General features: G+C 55.7%; 6 protein-coding genes. All 6 read right to left on the bottom strand.

Annotated elements, in window-relative coordinates; genetic code table 11:
* Positions 1-218 precede the first annotated feature (218 nt).
* The 6 genes from QYS36_RS15025 to QYS36_RS15000 all read right to left on the bottom strand — a co-directional run bounded on the left by QYS36_RS15025 (position 219) and on the right by QYS36_RS15000 (position 18412).
* Positions 219-380: a transposase gene (locus QYS36_RS15025; protein ID WP_308840244.1), complete on the bottom strand. Its 162-nt coding sequence runs from the start codon at positions 378-380 to the stop codon at positions 219-221.
* A gap of 493 nt (positions 381-873) precedes the next feature.
* Entirely contained in the window at positions 874-2217 is a 1344-nt protein-coding gene (locus QYS36_RS15020) for a hypothetical protein (RefSeq protein WP_308840243.1), read from the bottom strand.
* Between the two features lie 249 nt (positions 2218-2466).
* On the bottom strand, positions 2467-3534 hold the full coding sequence (locus QYS36_RS15015) for a hypothetical protein (protein ID WP_308840242.1): 1068 nt from the start codon (positions 3532-3534) through the stop codon (positions 2467-2469).
* 6 nt (positions 3535-3540) lie between these two features.
* Entirely contained in the window at positions 3541-4677 is a 1137-nt protein-coding gene (locus QYS36_RS15010; RefSeq protein WP_308840241.1) for a hypothetical protein, read from the bottom strand.
* Position 4678: 1 nt separating this feature from the next.
* A complete protein-coding gene (locus QYS36_RS15005) occupies positions 4679-10951 on the bottom strand; it encodes an Ig-like domain-containing protein (protein WP_308840240.1) in 6273 nt (2090 codons plus the stop codon).
* Between the two features lie 24 nt (positions 10952-10975).
* Positions 10976-18412 carry a thrombospondin type 3 repeat-containing protein gene (locus tag QYS36_RS15000; RefSeq protein WP_308840239.1) on the bottom strand — a complete coding sequence of 2479 codons (7437 nt, stop codon included), beginning with the start codon at positions 18410-18412 and terminating at the stop codon, positions 10976-10978.
* Positions 18413-18443: the final 31 nt, after the last annotated feature.

The raw sequence follows: 18443 nt of genomic DNA, 5'->3' as shown, positions 1-18443 counted from the left end.
CGTCAGCTCCCGCTCCGGCATTCGACCACTGAACAGTGACCGGTAGGAGTTCTGCCGCTCCGAATCCGTTTTACCAAGCAGGAGATACAGAGCATGTGACGTAAGAACCTGGATCGGCTTGCCCAGGGCATTTGATTGGTAACTGGGCCAAGGGTACTCCGAGGCATGGGACACCATGCCCGCTCGCACAGGGTTCAGTTCTATATAACGATACACAGTCAACAGATAAGCGTCGATTTATATCGCCCCTCCCACAAAGTGCCCGTGCGGCCGTGGGTAAAATTGAAGTACTGAACATATTTGCGGCTCAGTGCCTGCATCAACCGACTTAACCCTTGTTCATCGCTGGGCGTGGCCAGCAAATGCAAATGGTTGGTCATCAGCACAAAGGCATGGATGGCGACCTGATATTAGTTGGAGGCCTCCTTGAGAAAGCGCATGTAGGCCTTGTAATCCTCCTCGCCGTAAAAACATGCCTCCCGATTATTGCCATTGCCACGCTGAATCACGTGCTGAGCACAGCCGGGAAAATAGAGACGGGGTAATCGACTCTCCTTGGGTCAGGGAGAAGGCGAAACCTCTTGGCACGCAAAAATCAATGACACTGATCCCATTGATTGGCTGGGAAAACGGGCCATGGCGTACTCCTCTCCTCAGGGTCAGGAAACGATAACGGCCATGACACGCCAAAATCAATGACCCTGACTCTATTGATTTATTGATCAATGCTGGCGCGTCGCCTTTTCAGAGAACCCTAGCGAGGTGACTTAGCCAAGTAAGCGGCGAGTGAATAACGAACTCACATGGCTAATTGAGGTAAATTGACGTTGCGCAGCCACCGTAGTACTACGCAACATCTTGATTCAGCAGACCTTATGGAGCACTACTTTTCCACGTCAAGATAGGTTCAGCGAGTGTGGCTTTGCTTCCTGCCGGAGAAAGCCCTCCAAAATAACGGAAGTATTTTATATATTCCAGCAAAAAAGTACGCTCGAAATTATCTGGCTCATCGGAAGTTGTAAATTCAATATAAAAATTACCATCGAATTTCCTATCCAATATCACATCAGCCTCATTGTAAATACCGCTACATGCTTCACTCAGCAAGCGACCTAACTCTAGAGCAGCCGTGCGCACTGCCCGGTTGGAGGAGGTGTCTTCAATCGTAATCCCATAACCGTGCTTACCTTTCGTAGCAGAAGTAACCTGACTCACTGTGACGGCCCGACTCAAATCATATGCCAATAGCTGCGCATTCAGTGGCTGATTCTCTCGCCAAAGCATGACTGCATTATCAGAGAGCAGGTCTTTACGCCGGAGAGACAGATAGTTCCAACCCGAACGGAACCCGCCGAGCCTCGTGATGCTCCAAGTATTAGACCACGCGAATTGTTCTATCTCACCTTCACCTTGCAACGGCAACGCAAATAGCAGCTGATGGTTTCCCTCATAATTAATAGCTACAAAAACACGAGAATTGTCGTGCCAAACGACGACATCGGCCTGACTCGTAGTCAATATTAAAGAAAAACAATGAAGCGTTTCGAGCTTGGTAGCGGCTCCGTCATACTTTAGGCGTTTAATACCCTCGCCATCGATTAATAAAAAATCTCCATCAGGCATATAAAGCACAGCGAACACAGCACCTATCACGTATAGAGATGCGGTGAACTGCTGTTGCTTTACATCATAAATCTGGTACTCAGCCGCCTCTCCACGACGAAACAAAAAAAATTTTACGGTAAAGTGGGCACGCCCGATTCGTACGTATAAGCCACTGCATATAACTTCCTGTATACATTGCCCGGCAAGATCGAAAATTGACCATTTATCCTTGTTACCCAATGCAATCGCAGAAGAGCCAAAAAAATTTTCCGCATGGAAATACGGAATCTGGAAAATAACGCGCCCACCCCATGTACGCGCTACGTAAAGATCTTGGTCGCCTTTTTCATTGAAGAACCCATAGCTCAGACTTCCGCCCAAGAAAACGTGCTTGGACGTCCACTCCCCATCTGAACCAGATATGGAGAGAGTACCGTCACCATAGCTACTGGTAACTTTTACATCATCCTGCGCAAATTTCACATATGTTTGAGCTTCTGGAACCAGCCTAAACTCATCATCCGAGACAACAATGCGCGACTCCTGGCTGTCAAAGATAAGCTCTTTACCTCTATCTTCTACGCCAAAAATACCGAGGATATTAACAATCATTTGAGGCCACCCAATATCGTTCCCAGAGATTCAACCAATGAATCTCGAACAGAATCAAAACCTCTCCCCCAAACTTTTCAAAACATAAGCTTTAAGACGCTCATCGCCTTCCAATCGATAGGGTCAGAGCCATTGATTTACCTGTTTCCTAAATCGAACACCGCATACGGAAAGCAGACCGATAACCTAAAGTCCGCCAAACGAATTTTTCAGCCTAAATTAATGACTCTGACACTTTTGATTGTGGTACTACGACACGAAAACCATGCAAACCGAAATTGCCAGCAGCATTAGCAATAAAGTGAAAAATATGACCAAGCACTGATTCCAGACTTTATGATATCTAGCCCCTTTCATTTGAGCATCTCCAAGCATGCGACCTTGAGTAAGCTTGCAAACCCCACCCAGCAGAATGGCAGAGAAGACAGGAAACATCTTGTCGTATGCACTCCCAGGGAGTGTAAGGAAAGAAAGAATCATCAGCGGAATGACAAAGCAACTTGCGACGATAGTACCTCGTGCCTTTGATATCTCGCCCAAGCGGCTGTAGTTTCTGAAAATGCCATAGAAACCCGCCAGTGGAGTGCCGAATAACGTCATAAAAGCGATTTGCCCAGGCGAATACAGAAGTGCTGCTTCAGTCACATCCGCCCCTCGACCGTGTCCCTGCTCATCACGCGACGCTTCCGTCACCACTTCTTTCTGCTGAGTCGCCTCGGTAGAATACTTGTTCTTCAAGTACTCAAGGTAGGCTTCACCGATCTGCATCTGATCTTTGATCAGCCCCTGGGAAACACCCCAGACGATAGGGGAAATGGGCTCACCATCCTGCTCGTAGTAGATCTCATGGCACAGGCCCAGAAAGGCCTCTGTCGCGTCCTTATTGTCCCTTAGATAACGGCACACGAGCAGTACGCCTCGTTTGGGCGTACATGCCAAAAGCTCAGGCGAACTCAAAAGCGTATGGGCCTCCTGCATCCGCTCGGGGAGCAAGAGACATTCGGCGGCATTAAAATCGCCTGCAAAAATCAGGACATCTCTATTGCCGCCGTCAGTATGATTCCAGTCTAGATAGGCGAGCCGTTGGCGCAATGCGGCGAATGACCGCTCACGGATCGTCTTGATTCTCTGTAGGTTCGACTCAGTTGCGGGTAGGAATGCCACATTGTCGGCTTGATCCACACCATAGGCGATTACAGGAGAGGCTGAACTTGCCTCAACGCCGTCGACGGGAAGAGGAGAGACAAGCCGATTTTGCCCAACAGCCAAACGTACCCATTCAGCAGATTTAAGCAAAGGAAGGATGTTTATCGTCATTGTTTGTTAGGCAGGGCGCTGTGGGGATATATAGGGCTTCGCCCAGTGGTTACATTGTATATATCCTGCCCCCTGAGAGAAAACCAGCCACTGATCGCCAACTTGTATTTTGTTGGTAGCTGTAGAATTTTTAGTCTGCCAGATCACCTCACCCGAATATTTATCCCAGGCCATGGGGACAGCATTGGACAGCCCATAAATCAGATCACCCTGGCAATTGAACGCAACCACTTTACAGCCAGCAGACCACAACCAAACCCTAGGCTGCTCAGTAGTTAGATCCAGGTAAAGCGCATACCCCCCGATGGAGAAAAGTGTCAGAACAACACTAGTACCACATACGCTTATACTTGAAGCACAGGCATCCGCCATTGAAAGGCGCTCAGCCTGCATATGAACTTGCACTTCCGAAAATTGTAAGTAGTTGATCTCGCGCAATAGCGCACCACTGGAGACATCAATTTGCAGCAAGGTATCGCCGACCAAAACATAGGCAAGTCCCTCACTGACTCTAGAGACAACTCTACACTGTGGGTAAGCGAGACGATAATGCTGCAACGGCAATTCAAACAAATAGCGCTGCTCCCGCAATGAGTAAACAGCAAAATCCCCATTGATGCGCTCGCCATACATTAGCTCACCCTGCCAAGGGCCAGAATAGCGTATATCCAGATCGAGATGATGAATCACGGCCTGCGCATGAACATCAATGACATCAACGCCCTGCTCAGGAACATGATAGCCATAGCCTCTATAGACTTTACCTTCCCAGTAATGCACCCATCCTCCAGGATTCCAAACCGGATTTAATCTACCTTCTGCCTCGTCGTAAACAACAGTAGAGCCATCTAAACTTAATATCTCCGGCGATGCACCGCAGATCACTAGAGCACCATCAACAATATTCAGCGATCTAGGTCCTGGTGTAGTGACATCACGAGCATATACGCTGGGCTGCTGCAAAAAATTGCCATCAAAATTATTAAGATCTATTTTCTTCAAAAAACTAGAAGGACCTAGAGCAGGGTCGGAATTTAGTGAGTAAAGGACATAAAGCACGTCTCCAAACAGGCATGTATCCAATGGCCGCTGCCCAGTTAGAGCTTTATACTTAGCTTCTTTCAGAGGAACACCAGGTAACATTTTAGATTCCCTTAGACGTCAATGGATCAATCAATTCTTCGACAACATAAAAGGTAATATCTTTCTTACAGTCGAAGGCAGGAACTACGAACGCCAAGGCGCCCTTCACATATTGATCACAAATATCTAGCACTGCCTTTTTACGATTAGCCAAACTAATTTCCCTACTAAAACCGTCGCCCATCCATTCAAAATGGAGGTGTGGTTTACCGCCTGCCCACCCATCCAAAGAATCATTCCGCGCCTCAATTATTTTAGTGTCAAAGTGCTTCCTAACCTGCTCCCGAAGATTATCAAGCTTGTATAACGAGGTATAATTTTTCACCTCGATAAACAAAGGCCCACCACTAGAAGTATTGCCTTCAAGAAAACGCCCCTCAGCATCAATCCCTTGTTTCAACGTACCGTTCTCTCCCATCGGCACAGGCTTACCAACTTTTAGTGTATCGGGCTTATTGACTCGCACAAATCCGTCACCCGGCGTCTCTCGCAGCAAATCCGGACTTGATTGCATGCGTTTGAACATCACCGCCTCTCCGTAGACACCGCGTATATTACCTACGTTCTGCGTTGCCAATTGATTAAAGGCCGCCCCACGATTAGCTTCTGGAATATGCTTCATTGCGTCCATCAACAAGTCAAATGGTGTATTACCATCCGGTAAAATCTGACTCATTTTCTCGAACTGGAATCCACCCATTTTTGATTTTATTGCTGCATCCTGCATATTTTCCAAGAATTTTAGAACCTGCGCACCCTGGCCATTTTTTACGAATCCCGCCACTACCTCAAATGTATCTCCAGACATCCGTAGAGCATCCGAGTAATCATCGGCCTTGCCTGTCATTTTCTTAGCAATAGCGGTCATCGCTTCCGCCTGCTCAGTATTGAGCCCAACTCGCTTTACAACCTCCTCAGTAGTTGCATACAGACTAGGACAAGCAGGAGCCGCATATGCGCGCGCCACCGACTGACTTAGTGGTGTTAATCGGGCATACACTCGTTCGTAAGTAAGACTGGCGGAGCCTGGAATAAGGCATGGAGCATTACGCGCCTTCCTCAGCCGAAGAAACGCCTTGAATCCCTCTATACCTCCCCCAACCGCCTTCAGCAACTCCCAGGCAGCAGTTGTTCCATTGGTTATAAGCTCAACGAACACATCCTTGAAGTCCACCAGCTGCTTGATCGCTTCTTCACGACCGCCCTGCTTGCCCAGAATCTTGGCGACCAGATCGAACGACCAACGCGCCGCTGTGCCACCAATTCGCAGGATTTGCCCTGGATCGCTGATGAAGATTTCCTTTAGAGTCTTCTTCAGAACCGTGAGCGCGCCCTTCACCGAGATCATCGCCGCAATGGAGCCTGGCGCCCCTACACCACCCGACCCCACGCTCACTGCAACCGTCACCAAGGTCAATGTGACACCGATACCCGCGAACGCCAGTTCGATCTTGTCGACTTCATCGAAACGGCCATGCATCCATAAGTAGGTCGCTTTGGTGAGCTGCCATACATCCGAGATACTGGTCATCTCGAAGAGAAACTGTGCAGCCGTCTCCAGAGCCTCCAGTGCGGGTTTACCCATCTTTTTGAGCATTTCGATTGCTTCGGCCAGTGCCTGGCCGTCGACAACCGCAATGCCCCCTTCGTGGGTGTTCGCGTTGACCACTCCTTGCGCGTATGACTTCTCGACGGGATTGCCAAACAACGTCAGGCGACTGATCACCGAGCGATAACGCAGCTCCTTGGTTTCTCTCTGCGCCACGGTCGAGTCACTCGTGATTGTGAAACCCACACGAGAGCCCAGCGTATTAAGCTTGGCGGTTCCGCCAGAGATCGAAACACGGGCCTTGCCGTCTTTATCGAAGGTAATCTGCTTCTCGGTGACGCCATCAATCAGCACCAACGATCCGCGCGAATCGTGGATCTGGCCGAGCTTGAGCTCGTTGATATTGCCCCGGAAACCGTTACCAACAACCAGGTCGTTAGCGAACCCCGAATTCTTCGGCACGCCTGGCGCCAAAACAGAATCCCGCACCGAGCCTACCCCCAGTATCAACACACCACCTTTGAGCTGCAGCCCGGCCAGGTACCATCGACCCGACTCGATTGGTGTGCTCGAGAGGACGGTAAAGTCACCTTGGTCGGTAGAAACGCGAGCTTGGAGGCGCGCAACCCCCTCGTCATCCACGATACTCAGCGAATAGCCGCTCGAGTCGTTGCTCCCCTTGCGCAGAAGTACGGTGCCCGCCTCCAGGGACGCTGCTTTGAAACGGATATTGGTAAAATAATCGGTGTTGTAATCGAGGGTGTCGTCATCACTCACCCGGAGGTGGCCGCCATCGAATTTCAAGCTCGAACCACTGCCCAGGTAGGAATCGCTTTCATCCCAAGCTACGTCACCATTCACCTTCGCCTGGAGACCGCCAATGGTATCGAGCGCAATCTGCTTACCCTGCTCGTCCAGATCAAGCCCCGCCATTGGAAACAGCGCGACAGGCTCTTGGTTAGGGGTGAAAAAACCACCTGCGCTCAGAGTTACCGTTGTGTTGGGCTTTCCATAAACGGTGGCATTGGTAGATTTAACAACTGCCTGAAGTTCCGATCCTCGAAGCGTTTCCACTTCGTATGCACTCTGTTCGCCAGTTGCAATGGCCGCGTAATCGAATCGGATGGAGCCTTCCGGGTCAGCAGGAGCGATGTTGTAGTTCAGGGTCTTGACGACACCCCCGATGTTGACTGAAACATGACCACTCGATGAAGTCTCCTCATCGATCCTGAACTGGGCTTGTGCAGTAGTACCTTCAAAGCTTTCAGGGCCGAATATCAGCCCCGCTGTGTTGCTCCAGGCGACACTAATCGCCTCTTGAGGAGCCTGATTCAGCGTTACGGTTAGCGTGCCGGACGTCCCGGGAATGAAGTTCCGCGAGGAGAGCGAAATACTGTAATCCAGTTCTTTTTTGTTGATTGTCGTGGTCGAGCTTAAGCCCCCCGTAGATAATGTTATGTCTGTGGGCAGAGTTTCCAAGCCAACTCGGTAGTCGGCTGTAATCTGCCCCTGCGCATCGACCGACGTAGTAGCTTTCTCAAGCTGCCCGCTATAGCCGGTCTGCCAACTTACCGGGGTTCCCTCCTGGACTGGATTGTTGTACTGGTCGTAAACCTTCCCTGTAAGCGTGGCTTTATCGACCCCCGAGCTCAACAGCTCCGAGGAGTCGCTCGACAGCTCAATCCTTGTTGGAGCACCAGCGACCACCGTCATGGGGCCGATCTTCAACTCCGTACCGACAGGGACGCGCTCGTCCTGTGACTCGATGACCTTAGCCGTAACCGTATGTTTGGTACCCGCAACGGTCGTAGCCGTCAGAGTGTTGTGAAAAATCCCATATTGGGAGTCCGTAACCGAATTCGTCAGTTGGCCGCCGCCGGTCACGCTCCAATGAACTTTTACATGCTTGAGATTCTGTTCGTCAGGCTGTAACGGTAAGTAGGTGACGAGGTCGACGGAGCGGCCGTCCACGCTGATGTAATCAGTGGGCGCCTGACCTAGCAAGTCAGAGCCAAATGCAAATTCCCACAGCGTATTGGCCGTGTCGTTATTGGCATACAGGCGAAGGCTCAGGTAATCGTCGGGGGAGAGCCCACCCAAATGTCCGATATTCTCGAATCGAATTTCCTGCGAAGCACCAATGGTTGCCTTTATCTCCTCCTCACCAAAGGCCAGCACCAAATTGCGCTCACCCTGGTAACTCCAGGAGTCCAACGTGCCGAATGATGATTTGATCAGATTGTAGAGAATTCCTACATAGTCGTTCGCACCGTCTATGTGAGGTTGCGAAGCATGAGAGATATCTGTACTCACGCCTTGCGCATCAACCGTGCGGATTTCCTTAACGTTCAACTCATACAAACTAAATTGCATTTCCGGCCGGTATTTCCACGCATAAATCGGCTCCGGTTTTTTCAGGTTCAGCTCGGGGTGTTCTCTATCAGCTTTACGGTAGGCCTGGCGGGAAAGTTCGGTCGTTTCCTCGTCATGCAAAGGCACTAGTACAGGCACATAGTGTGTAGGCCGGTATTTGAGAATTCCTTTACCTGCGCCTTCGGAGGAGAAATCTGGGTTTCGGTTTTCCGGTTGCCCCGCTACCTGCAGGTACAAATGCTGCTTCGCCAATACCTTCTCTGGCAGTTGGATAACCTGCACCTGCTGCCCGGGCTTGATCTGGAACTGGGACAGGCTGTTGGCACCTACAGGGGCCAGCTGATTGGCTGCAACGATCTTTGCAAGGCGCCCGGTATAGCCGTAGTCCGCCAGCTCTTCCGGCAGAGGGCTGCCATCGGCGTCGCGCCAATCGCTGTAGATGGCAATGCTGATATCGCTGCCAAGCCCTGCCCCTTCGTTACCGATGAGCTGTTTCTTCTCATCGCCCTTGGTCATGCCGGACTCGATCTTGCTTTTGCGCTCGGCCCAGATTTTCAGATTCGGTGGTCCCATCTGAATCTGCTGACTATTGAGGTTGATCAGGTTGCCGCTGAGGCTGGATTGCAGCTGAAAGGTCTTGCTGCCGATGTAACCGGTCGGTCGGTTGATGGCGATGATCCGGACTTGCTCGCCGGCTTTCAGGTGGTTGGCGGTACGTTTCTGGAATTCTTCCTTGAAGCCGCCGGCACTCTGCCATTTGGTGAAATTAGCTTCGCCGGTGCGACCCGCAACGGAGTAGAAGTTTTCCGCTGAGCCGCGTAGCTGAATGGTGAAGCGAAAGGCGCCCTGCCCGTTATCGACGCCCGAATAGGTCTTGTACAGCTCATTCTCGTGCAGGCCTCGGCGCTCTGCTACCAGCTGGCCGTTGGATTCGCGAAACACATAGATATCGGTGTCTTTAAGGTCTTCAGTGGTGATGCTTTCCAGCAGACCGCGGTCCTTGAAGTCCGCGGCGGTGTCGATCAGACGCGTGAAGTCCGGGGCTGTTTCTTCGGTGTTGGTAGGCGCGCTGTCATAACGACTGGACAGGTAGATGCCTTGTAGCTCGGCCTCTTCCACGCTAGTGGCGACGAAAACCTCTTTGGGCTTGCCTTCGACCTGCTTGGTAACTTTCTTGCCCGGCACCACGAATTCCGGCTTCTCATCCCCGTCGAAGTCATACTTCTCTTGCAGGGTGCGGGCCCTGTCGGATGTCTCGGCGCTGTAGGCGGTTGAATCGCCGACCTTGGCGCCTTTTACCGCTGCGGCACCATCGATCACCATTAGATCAACCGGAAAGTCCATGGGCCGCTTGATTGGTGTGGCTGCAGTTGCGATGACCATCGCCGCGCTCAGGCTGTAGACGCCAAGGCCGTTACAGACGTCGTAATCCTGGCGGGTCATGTAATACGGCATGTACGAGCCGCCACGCGGATTGAAACGCTTGTATTGCAGTTCCAGAAAAGCCGGTGTTGTGTATTCGAAAACGAAGCCCGGGCACGATGGCAAGAAGTAATTCATGCTGTACTTGCCGTTGCTGTCAGTAACCCCGTAGCCGCCAGGGATATAGCCACCCAGGGTGACGCCGACTCCAGCCATTGGCCCGTATATCTGGGCATCTCGGTCGCGGGACATGGTGTCGGAGACCTGACCATCCTTGCCAAAGAAGCCGACACGAAAGCCAATCGCGTTGGCGGTCTGCGCCAGGATGTCGCCTTCCTTCGAAAGCAGCAGGGACTTGCTCGCGGTATCGGGGGTAACGCCGTCTTTCAGGGGCAATTGCAGCAGGACAAGATCCTTGCCGTCGGTAGTAAACAGCTCCTTTTGCGCACGCACGATTACGGTGAGCATGCCTTCATCGAGGTTGGGCTTGCTGATCGTTTCGCCGGTGACGGTCTTGAAGGTTTTGCCTCGGTAGGCCGCAGCTGTCAGCACTTCGCCGCTGGGATAACGCTCGAGGGTGTCGCTCTTACGTTTGAGCAACGCGCGATAGGTGTCGCCAGACATGACCTGGGCACGTTCGAACGCCCCCACGGCTTCGCCAATTTCGCGAGCCTCTTTGCCGCTGCTGTTGTATTCCACATACACCGGGCGTCCCGACGGCCCAGGTACCAGCGTTCGGGTATAAACCGCTCCATGTTTGTAATACGTCTGCGGCACATATAATCCAGGAATCATGCCCAGGCTGAAAAACGCCTGCGCCGTGACAGCCCACCCGCTGAGCACCAAGCCGAATAGCAGACCCAGCAACGATACCTTGCGGCGCACTGCGCAACGCGAACGCGGGGAAGTCGACATACGCAACATATCCATCTGTCAGTGATTCCTTGAGCCGCCTCAGCGGTTCTTACTCAAACGGTAGAGCTCAGCTTGCAGCTGACGCAGGTTCATCTTTCCTTCGGCGTAAGCCTGGAGCACGGGCTGGGCCTCGATGCCCGCCAGCGCAAAGCCGAGCAGGTCGAGGTTGCCGGGCTCCAGCACGCCTTTGCTGCGGATGCGCAGGTTGTCGATCTGCCCGGCACCCACCGGCACTACGCGCCCTGCGGTGCGGTCGAGGCCGACCATGACGACGTAGGCGCCGTTCTCGGGCAGGTAGTCGTGGCTGTCGGCCAGCTTCAGGGCGGCGATGTCGACGTTGATCGGGCCTCGCACGTTGACGCCTGCCGGTTGCAGGGCGTACATCCAGAACGGCATTGCCATGGGGTCAACGGGGTATGGCAGCTCACTGAACTGCAGCATCTGCGCATGCAGGTCGCCGTCCTGGCGGCCGTCGGCGAACTCCAGGGTGGCGCTGCCAAGGTCGAGCTTCAGCTCACCGCCGAGCAAGCTCAACTGGCTGCCGCCCTTCACAGGAACGTAGGGCAAGGTGGTGTTGAGTTGAGCCAGCGGCAATTGGCCAATCTCGTTAAGCACGCCGCCTTGAACGGTGATATTACGGCTGTCGCTGCCGTAACCCCGTGTTCCTTGGCCCGGATTCAGCGACAGGCGATAACGGCCGGTAGGAATGTTCTGCTCGGCGCTATCACCGAAGCCGAAGTTGAAAGCACCGTCCTGATTGGTCTGCGTGCTGCGACCGAGCTCATCGATACGCACCTGGACGCCCGCGACCGGCTGCTGCAACTGATCCATCACTACACCGCTGATGAACGTCGGCAGCGGCCGGACGCGGTAGCGGATGCGTGCCAGGTCCTGGCCGTCGTAGGTCACGTCTACCGAGACCTCAGCGTTGTAGGCGAGGTCTTTCTCCGGGTAAAAGGCCACCACCTGACTACCAGGCAACTCAGCCAGATTGCCAACTACTGGCTGATGATCGAAGTTGACATCGACCAGTTGGTAACCCTGCGCCTGCAGCTCGCTGGTGCCGAGACCGTCGCGGTCCTCGTAGGTTTTGCCATGGGCGCTCTGGTGGACTTCGAGCTTCAGCTTGCTGATATCGATGGCCTGGTTGAAGTACAGGCTGATGAAGTCGTTGGGGTTGGCTGCGCGCTCGCCACTGGCCGGTTCGATACGCTCGATGGCCACCGGCACCTGCTCGGGAGTGACCACGGTAATGCTACGACTGCTCTGCGCCACCACTTGCCCACTGCCGTTTTGCAGCACGGCCAGCAGGCGGTATTGGCCGGCTTGCGCGGGCACCAGCAGGTTGGTGCTCTTCAACGTGGTATCGCCGGTCAGCGCGGCATCGGCCAAGGTGTCGCCGTTGGCGGAGAGCAGCAAGGCACGCGGAAGTAACTGGGCGCTCAGGTCTTCGATGCGGGCGGCCACTTGCAGGCTGATCGGCTCACCGAGGTTGAGCAGCTCGGTGCCCTCAGTGGGAATTACCCAATTGATGGCGGCCTGGCTGCTCAACTCCAGGCTGTAGGCCTGGCGAGTCTGGTTGCCGGCCTGGTCGCGGGCTTCAAGGCTCAGCTCGACGCTTTTGCCCAGCGGTAGGCTGAGGCTGGTGGCGAAACGGAATTCGCCAGCCGTAGCGCCCGGCTGCAGGGGTACATCGCTGCCGTTGATCTGGAAGCTGCCCGGGTTGGCCTCACGCAGCGTGCCTCTGACCGGATAAGGCTGCTCGCTCACCCGGTTTTCGGCAGGCAGTTCCACCAGCGGCGTGTCCAGCTGAATCACTGGAGCGGTCTGGTCGAGGCTCCAGCTCAGACGCTGGCGGGTTTCCTGGCCGCTGCGGTCGCGGGCCAACAGCTCAACGCTGTAGGTAGATTGGCCAACCGGAACGCCGAGCGTCTCCTTGAGCTCCAGCAGCTGGCTGCCGGATTCACGCAGCAAAAGGTTGCGGCCATTGAGGCTGATGCTGTCCAGCCCGGCCTCGGCATACACCTGGCCACGCAGTACGAAGCCATTGCCAGGCAACAGGCTGCCATTGGCCGGCGTGAGGCTGTCGAAGCGCGGCGGTTTGAACGTAGTTTGTGCGGTCTGATAGGTGACCTGCACGGTGCGCTGCGTGCTGCGCTGGTCAACCCAGCCCTGGATGGTGAGGGTGTTGGGGCCGACCTGCAGGTTTACCGGTGCCGATTGGAAGGCAAACTCGGTGACCTGGCTGGTGGCGCTCAGGGTGGTCGCCTGGCCATTGACCAGCACCTCCATGCGCTGGGCGGGCTTGTCGCTGCGCAGCACGCCGCGTACGACCACGGTAGCGTCTTTGATGGTGGCGCCGGCCACCGGGTAGGCGATGGTCAGGCCGATATCGCTGGCCGCGGCCAAACGCTCGACATTGCGCACCAGGCTGGCCTGGTTGCCGGCCTTGTCGTAGGCGGTCAGGGTCAGTTGGTTGGCGCCCTCGAGCAACGGCACGCTGGCCGCCCAGTTATCACCTTGCAAGGTCACGGCAAAGCGGCTGTTGGCGAAGCGGTCGGAGACAAACTCCAGACGAGCCACTCCCGCACCGGTATCGCTGACGCTGCCGCGCAGGCTGATGCTGTCTTCGTTGACGCTGACGTTGTCGGCGCCTTCGATGGTCAGTTCCGGCGGTACGCGATCCGGGAAACTGGTCGCATCGTCAGGGTTGGTACCAGTAACGATTTCATCGTCGTTGCTGACGCCATCGCCATCGCGGTCGGTGTCCTTGTTGTCGCCGATGCCATCGCCGTCGAGATCCTTCCACTCGGTCGGGTCACGCGGGAAGGCGTCCTGCTCGTTGGCAATGCCATCACCGTCGATATCGTTATCCAGGCTGTCCGGGATACCGTCCTTGTCCAGGTCCGCAGGCACGCTGGTCTTGTCGTCTGGGTTGGTGCCGACCTGGGTTTCGTAGTCGTTGGAAATACCGTCACCGTCGCGGTCCGGATCGGCGTTATCGCCAATACCGTCACCATCAAGGTCTTTCCACTCGGCGGGGTCACGCGGGAAAGCGTCCTGTTCGTTGGCTATGCCGTCGCCGTCGATATCGCTGTCCAGGCTGTCCGGGATGCCGTCCTTGTCCAGATCCGGTGGCACGCTGTTCTTGTCGTCCGGGTCGGTGCCGGCTTGCACTTCGTAGTCGTTGGAAATGCCGTCGCCATCGCGGTCAGTGTCCTTGTTGTCACCGATGCCATCGCCGTCGAGGTCTTTCCACTCGGTCGGATCATCCGGGAACGCATCTGCCTCGTTGGCTACGCCATCGCCATCACGGTCGCTATCCAGGCTGTCGGGGATGCCGTCCTTGTCGAGATCTGCCGGTACGCTGTTCTTGTCGCCCGGATCGGTACCGACCTGGGTTTCATAGTCGTTGGAGATGCCGTCGCCATCGCGGTCGGTGTCCTTGTTGTCACCGATACCGTCGCCGTCGAGGTCTCTCCATTCGCTCGCATCATCCGGGAACGCATCGACGTCGTTGGCTACGCCGTCACCATCGCGGTCGCTGTCCAGGCTGTCGGGGATGCCATCTTTGTCGAGGTCTGCCGGTACGCTGTTCTTGTCGTCCGGATTGGTGCCGACCTGGGTTTCATAGTCGTTGGAGATGCCGTCGCCATCGCGGTCGGTGTCTTTGTTGTCGCCGATGCCGTCGCCGTCGAGGTCCTTCCATTCGGTCGGGTCATCCGGCAGCGCGTCCTGGGCGTTAGGCACGCCGTCGCCGTCGCGGTCATCGTCCAGGGCATCGGGAATGCCGTCTTTATCCAGGTCCGCCGGCACGCTGTTCTTGTCGTCCGGATTGGTACCCAGCTGGATTTCGTAGTCGTTGGAAATGCCGTCGCCGTCGCGATCTTTGTCGGCGTTATCGCCGATACCGTCGCCATCGAGGTCGCGCCATTCGCTCGGGTCATCCGGGAACGCGTCGTCGACATTGAGCACGCCATCGCCATCACGATCGTTATCCAGGGTGTCTGGAATACCATCGCGGTCCATATCCGGCGGCACACTTGCCTTGTCATTCGGGTCGGTACCGACCTGTACTTCGTAATCGTTAGAGATGCCATCGCCATCGCGATCGGTGTCGGCGTTATCACCAATGCCGTCGCCATCGAGATCCTTCGATTCGTTCGGGTCATTGGGGAAGGCATCGAGTTCGTTGGGCACGCCATCGCCATCGATATCACTATCGAGGCTGTCGGGGATACCGTCCTTGTCCAGATCCGCAGGCACGCTGGCCTTGTCATCCGGGTCGGTACCGACCTGTATTTCGTAATCGTTGGAGATGCCGTCGCCATCGCGATCGGTATCGGCGTTGTCACCGATACCATCACCGTCTAGATCCTTGCTCTCGGCAGGATCGTCCGGGAAGGCGTCGAGGTCATTGGCCACGCCATCACCGTCGCGGTCATCGTCCAGGGCATCCGGAATGCCATCCTTGTCCAGATCAGCGGGCACACTGTTCTTGTCGTCCGGGTTGGTGCCAACCTGAATCTCGTACTCGTTGGAGATCCCATCGCCATCGCGGTCGGTATCTGCGTTATCGCCTATGCCGTCAGCGTCCAGATCCTTGCTCTCGGCCGGATCATCCGGAAATGCATCCTGATCATTCGAAACACCATCGCCATCGCGATCATCGTCCAAGGTATCGGGGATGCCGTCCTTGTCCAGATCCGCAGGCACGCTGCTCTTGTCATCAGGGTCGGTGCCGACCTGAATCTCGTACTCGTTGGAGATGCCGTCGCCATCGCGGTCAGCGTCCTGGTTGTCACCAATGCCATCGCCATCGAGGTCACGGCTTTCGCTTGGGTCATCGGGGAAGGCATCCTGATCATTGACGACACCATCGCCATCGCGGTCATCATCTAGGGCGTCAGGAATACCGTCCTTGTCCAGATCCGCAGGCACGCTGTTCTTGTCATCCGGATTGGTACCGACCTGGACTTCGTATTCGTTGGAAATGCCATCGCCATCGCGATCTGGGTCGGCGTTATCGCCGATGCCATCACCATCCAGGTCGCGCCACTCGGCAGGGTCATCGGGAAACGCATCCTTGTCGTTGTCCACCCCGTCGCCATCACGATCAAAGTCCAGGGCATCCGGAATGCCGTCGCGGTCCAGGTCAGCCGGCATACTGTTCTTGTCGTTAGGGTCTGTTCCCAGCTGCTCTTCGTAGGCATTGGAAATACCGTCACCGTCGCGATCCGGGTCGGCGTTATCACCGATGCCGTCGCCGTCCAGATCGCGGCTTTCGCTTGGGTCGCGAGGGAAGGCATCCTGTTCGTTGGGTACACCATCGCCGTCGATGTCATCGTCCAAGGCATCTGGAACGCCATCTTTGTCCAGGTCGGCAGGTACGCTGTTCTTGTCGTCCGGGTTAGTGCCCAGTTGCACTTCGATGTCATTGGAAATGCCATCGCCGTCACGGTCAGGGTCCGCGTTATCGCCGATACCGTCACCGTCGAGGTCTTTCCACTCGTTTGGATCATCCGGGAAAGCATCCTGATCGTTGGCGACACCATCGCCGTCGCGGTCGCTGTCCAGCGCATCGGGTATGCCGTCCTTATCCATGTCCGGCGGCACGCTGTTGGGATCGTCCGGATTGGTACCAACCTGCTCCTCATACTCGTTAGAAATACCGTCGCCGTCGCGGTCCGGGTCAGTGTTGTCACCGATGCCATCACCGTCCAAATCGCAAAGCAGGCCGAAGTCGACCTTACTCAACTGCGATGCATTGTGAGTCGCACGCGCAAGCGTATCGAGCGTCACGTTGCTGCCCACGGCAGCACCGTAAAGACGCGAGGCATATTGCTGAGTGACTCTGCCTTTGGCGTAGATAAAACCAGCCAGGGTGGAGTTGGAGCCGAGGACTACATTGCCTTCTGCCAATACCAGCAGCCGCGAGGCATCACCCGGTTTCTCGTAGGCTGTGGCGTTCATCATCGCCTGCCATGGCAACTCAAGGTTGCTGCGTACGTGCAAACGCACGGTACCGGTTCCGACCGGAACGATCTTCGCCTCGCTGCCGAGGGTCAGACGGTCGATCCAGTAATCACCTGGTGCCAGTTCGAGGGTGGCGCGATATCCCAGCTCCACATGCTTGAGCAAGTATTCGCCGGGGACGTTGAAGCGCGCCTTGGCCAGACCACTGACGCTCAGGCGCTGCCATTCCTTGCGGCTCCCGTCCAGGGTGAGGCTGCTGGCAAAGCCAACGTCCTGCCTGAACGAATTGTTGGTGGTACGAAACGCCGGCAAGACGGGGACAGAGGCTGGGGTGAAACTGGCCTGGCAATCCTGAGTACCGCAACTGCGCATGTTGGACGCGAAACCGTTATCCACTCGGCGGGTGGCCAGATAGGCCGAGGGAGCATCACGCAACTGTGCGTTCAGGGCAAAGCTGATCCGCCCGGAACTACCATGGGTTTGCAGGCCCCCAGCAAAAGCGGCAACACAGAGGTTTGGCTGTTGAGCTGGCGGCGCCACCGCTGGGATGCTCTTGGCATCCAGTGGATTGCTGCCGGCAACGCGCTCGCGCTCGTCGTCGTAGCCGTCACCATCGGTGTCGTCATCGAACAGGTCGAGGATGCCATCGCCGTCCAGATCACCGCGTTCCCGGCACTGGTTGTTCCAACTGGCGCTGTTGATCGCAGCCATGCGGGTTTCCACCCGGGCAGCGCTGCCGATATCGGCGCTACGTGCATTGACGGCCCCGCTCAGGCGTGCAGCGAAAGCCGAACTGTAGACGCCCTCGACATACACCAAGCCATTGATGACGCTAGCCGACTCCTGGGAAAGGTTGCCGCGTACGAACAGTTGCAGCCCTTCAGGGCGGCCACTGCCGTTATCCAGCGCATTGATGCTTGCCTGATAAGGCAGGCTCACCGCACTGCCGACCATGACCGTGGCGGTACCGCTGGCGACCCGCAGCTGGCTGCTGCTGGCCATATCCAGCCGGCCGATCCAGTAACGGCCCGGAGCGAGAGTAACCTTGGCGCCGTAGCCGAGGGTCAGGCGTTCGATGTAATAAGCTTGATGACGCGAGTTGAAACTCAGGGTCGCGGCGCTTTCCAGTTCGATGGCACGGTAGCGGTTGATCTCATTGCCACCGACTTCGCCATTACCCAGATAGCCCAGACGTAGATCGTGCTGGCCATTGATGACGGGGACTTTGGAAGTACTCAGATCAGCCGCTGGAACACCACTGGCACTGCAGTTCTGGCCGCCGCAACTGGGTGAGCCGAACGCATTCTGCACACGCAGGGTGGCGAGTGCCGGGCTGGGGCTGTCGGTCAGTTGGCCGCCCCACTGGAAGGTGATGCCTCCATTACCATGGGTTTGCAAGCCGGAGCTGAACACTGCCTGGCAAGACTCGGCCGCCTGTGCAACACCCGCAATCAGGCACAGCAGCCCTATAAGCAGCCGGTCACCCGCGCGCTTGCCCACCCGCATCCCCATAATGTTTGCCCCAGCCCTG

Origin of the sequence: Pseudomonas sp. G34, from assembly GCF_031119625.1 — a bacterium.
In the GTDB taxonomy this organism is placed as follows: Bacteria; Pseudomonadota; Gammaproteobacteria; order Pseudomonadales; family Pseudomonadaceae; genus Aquipseudomonas.
This window is presented reverse-complemented; position numbering and strand designations above follow the sequence as displayed.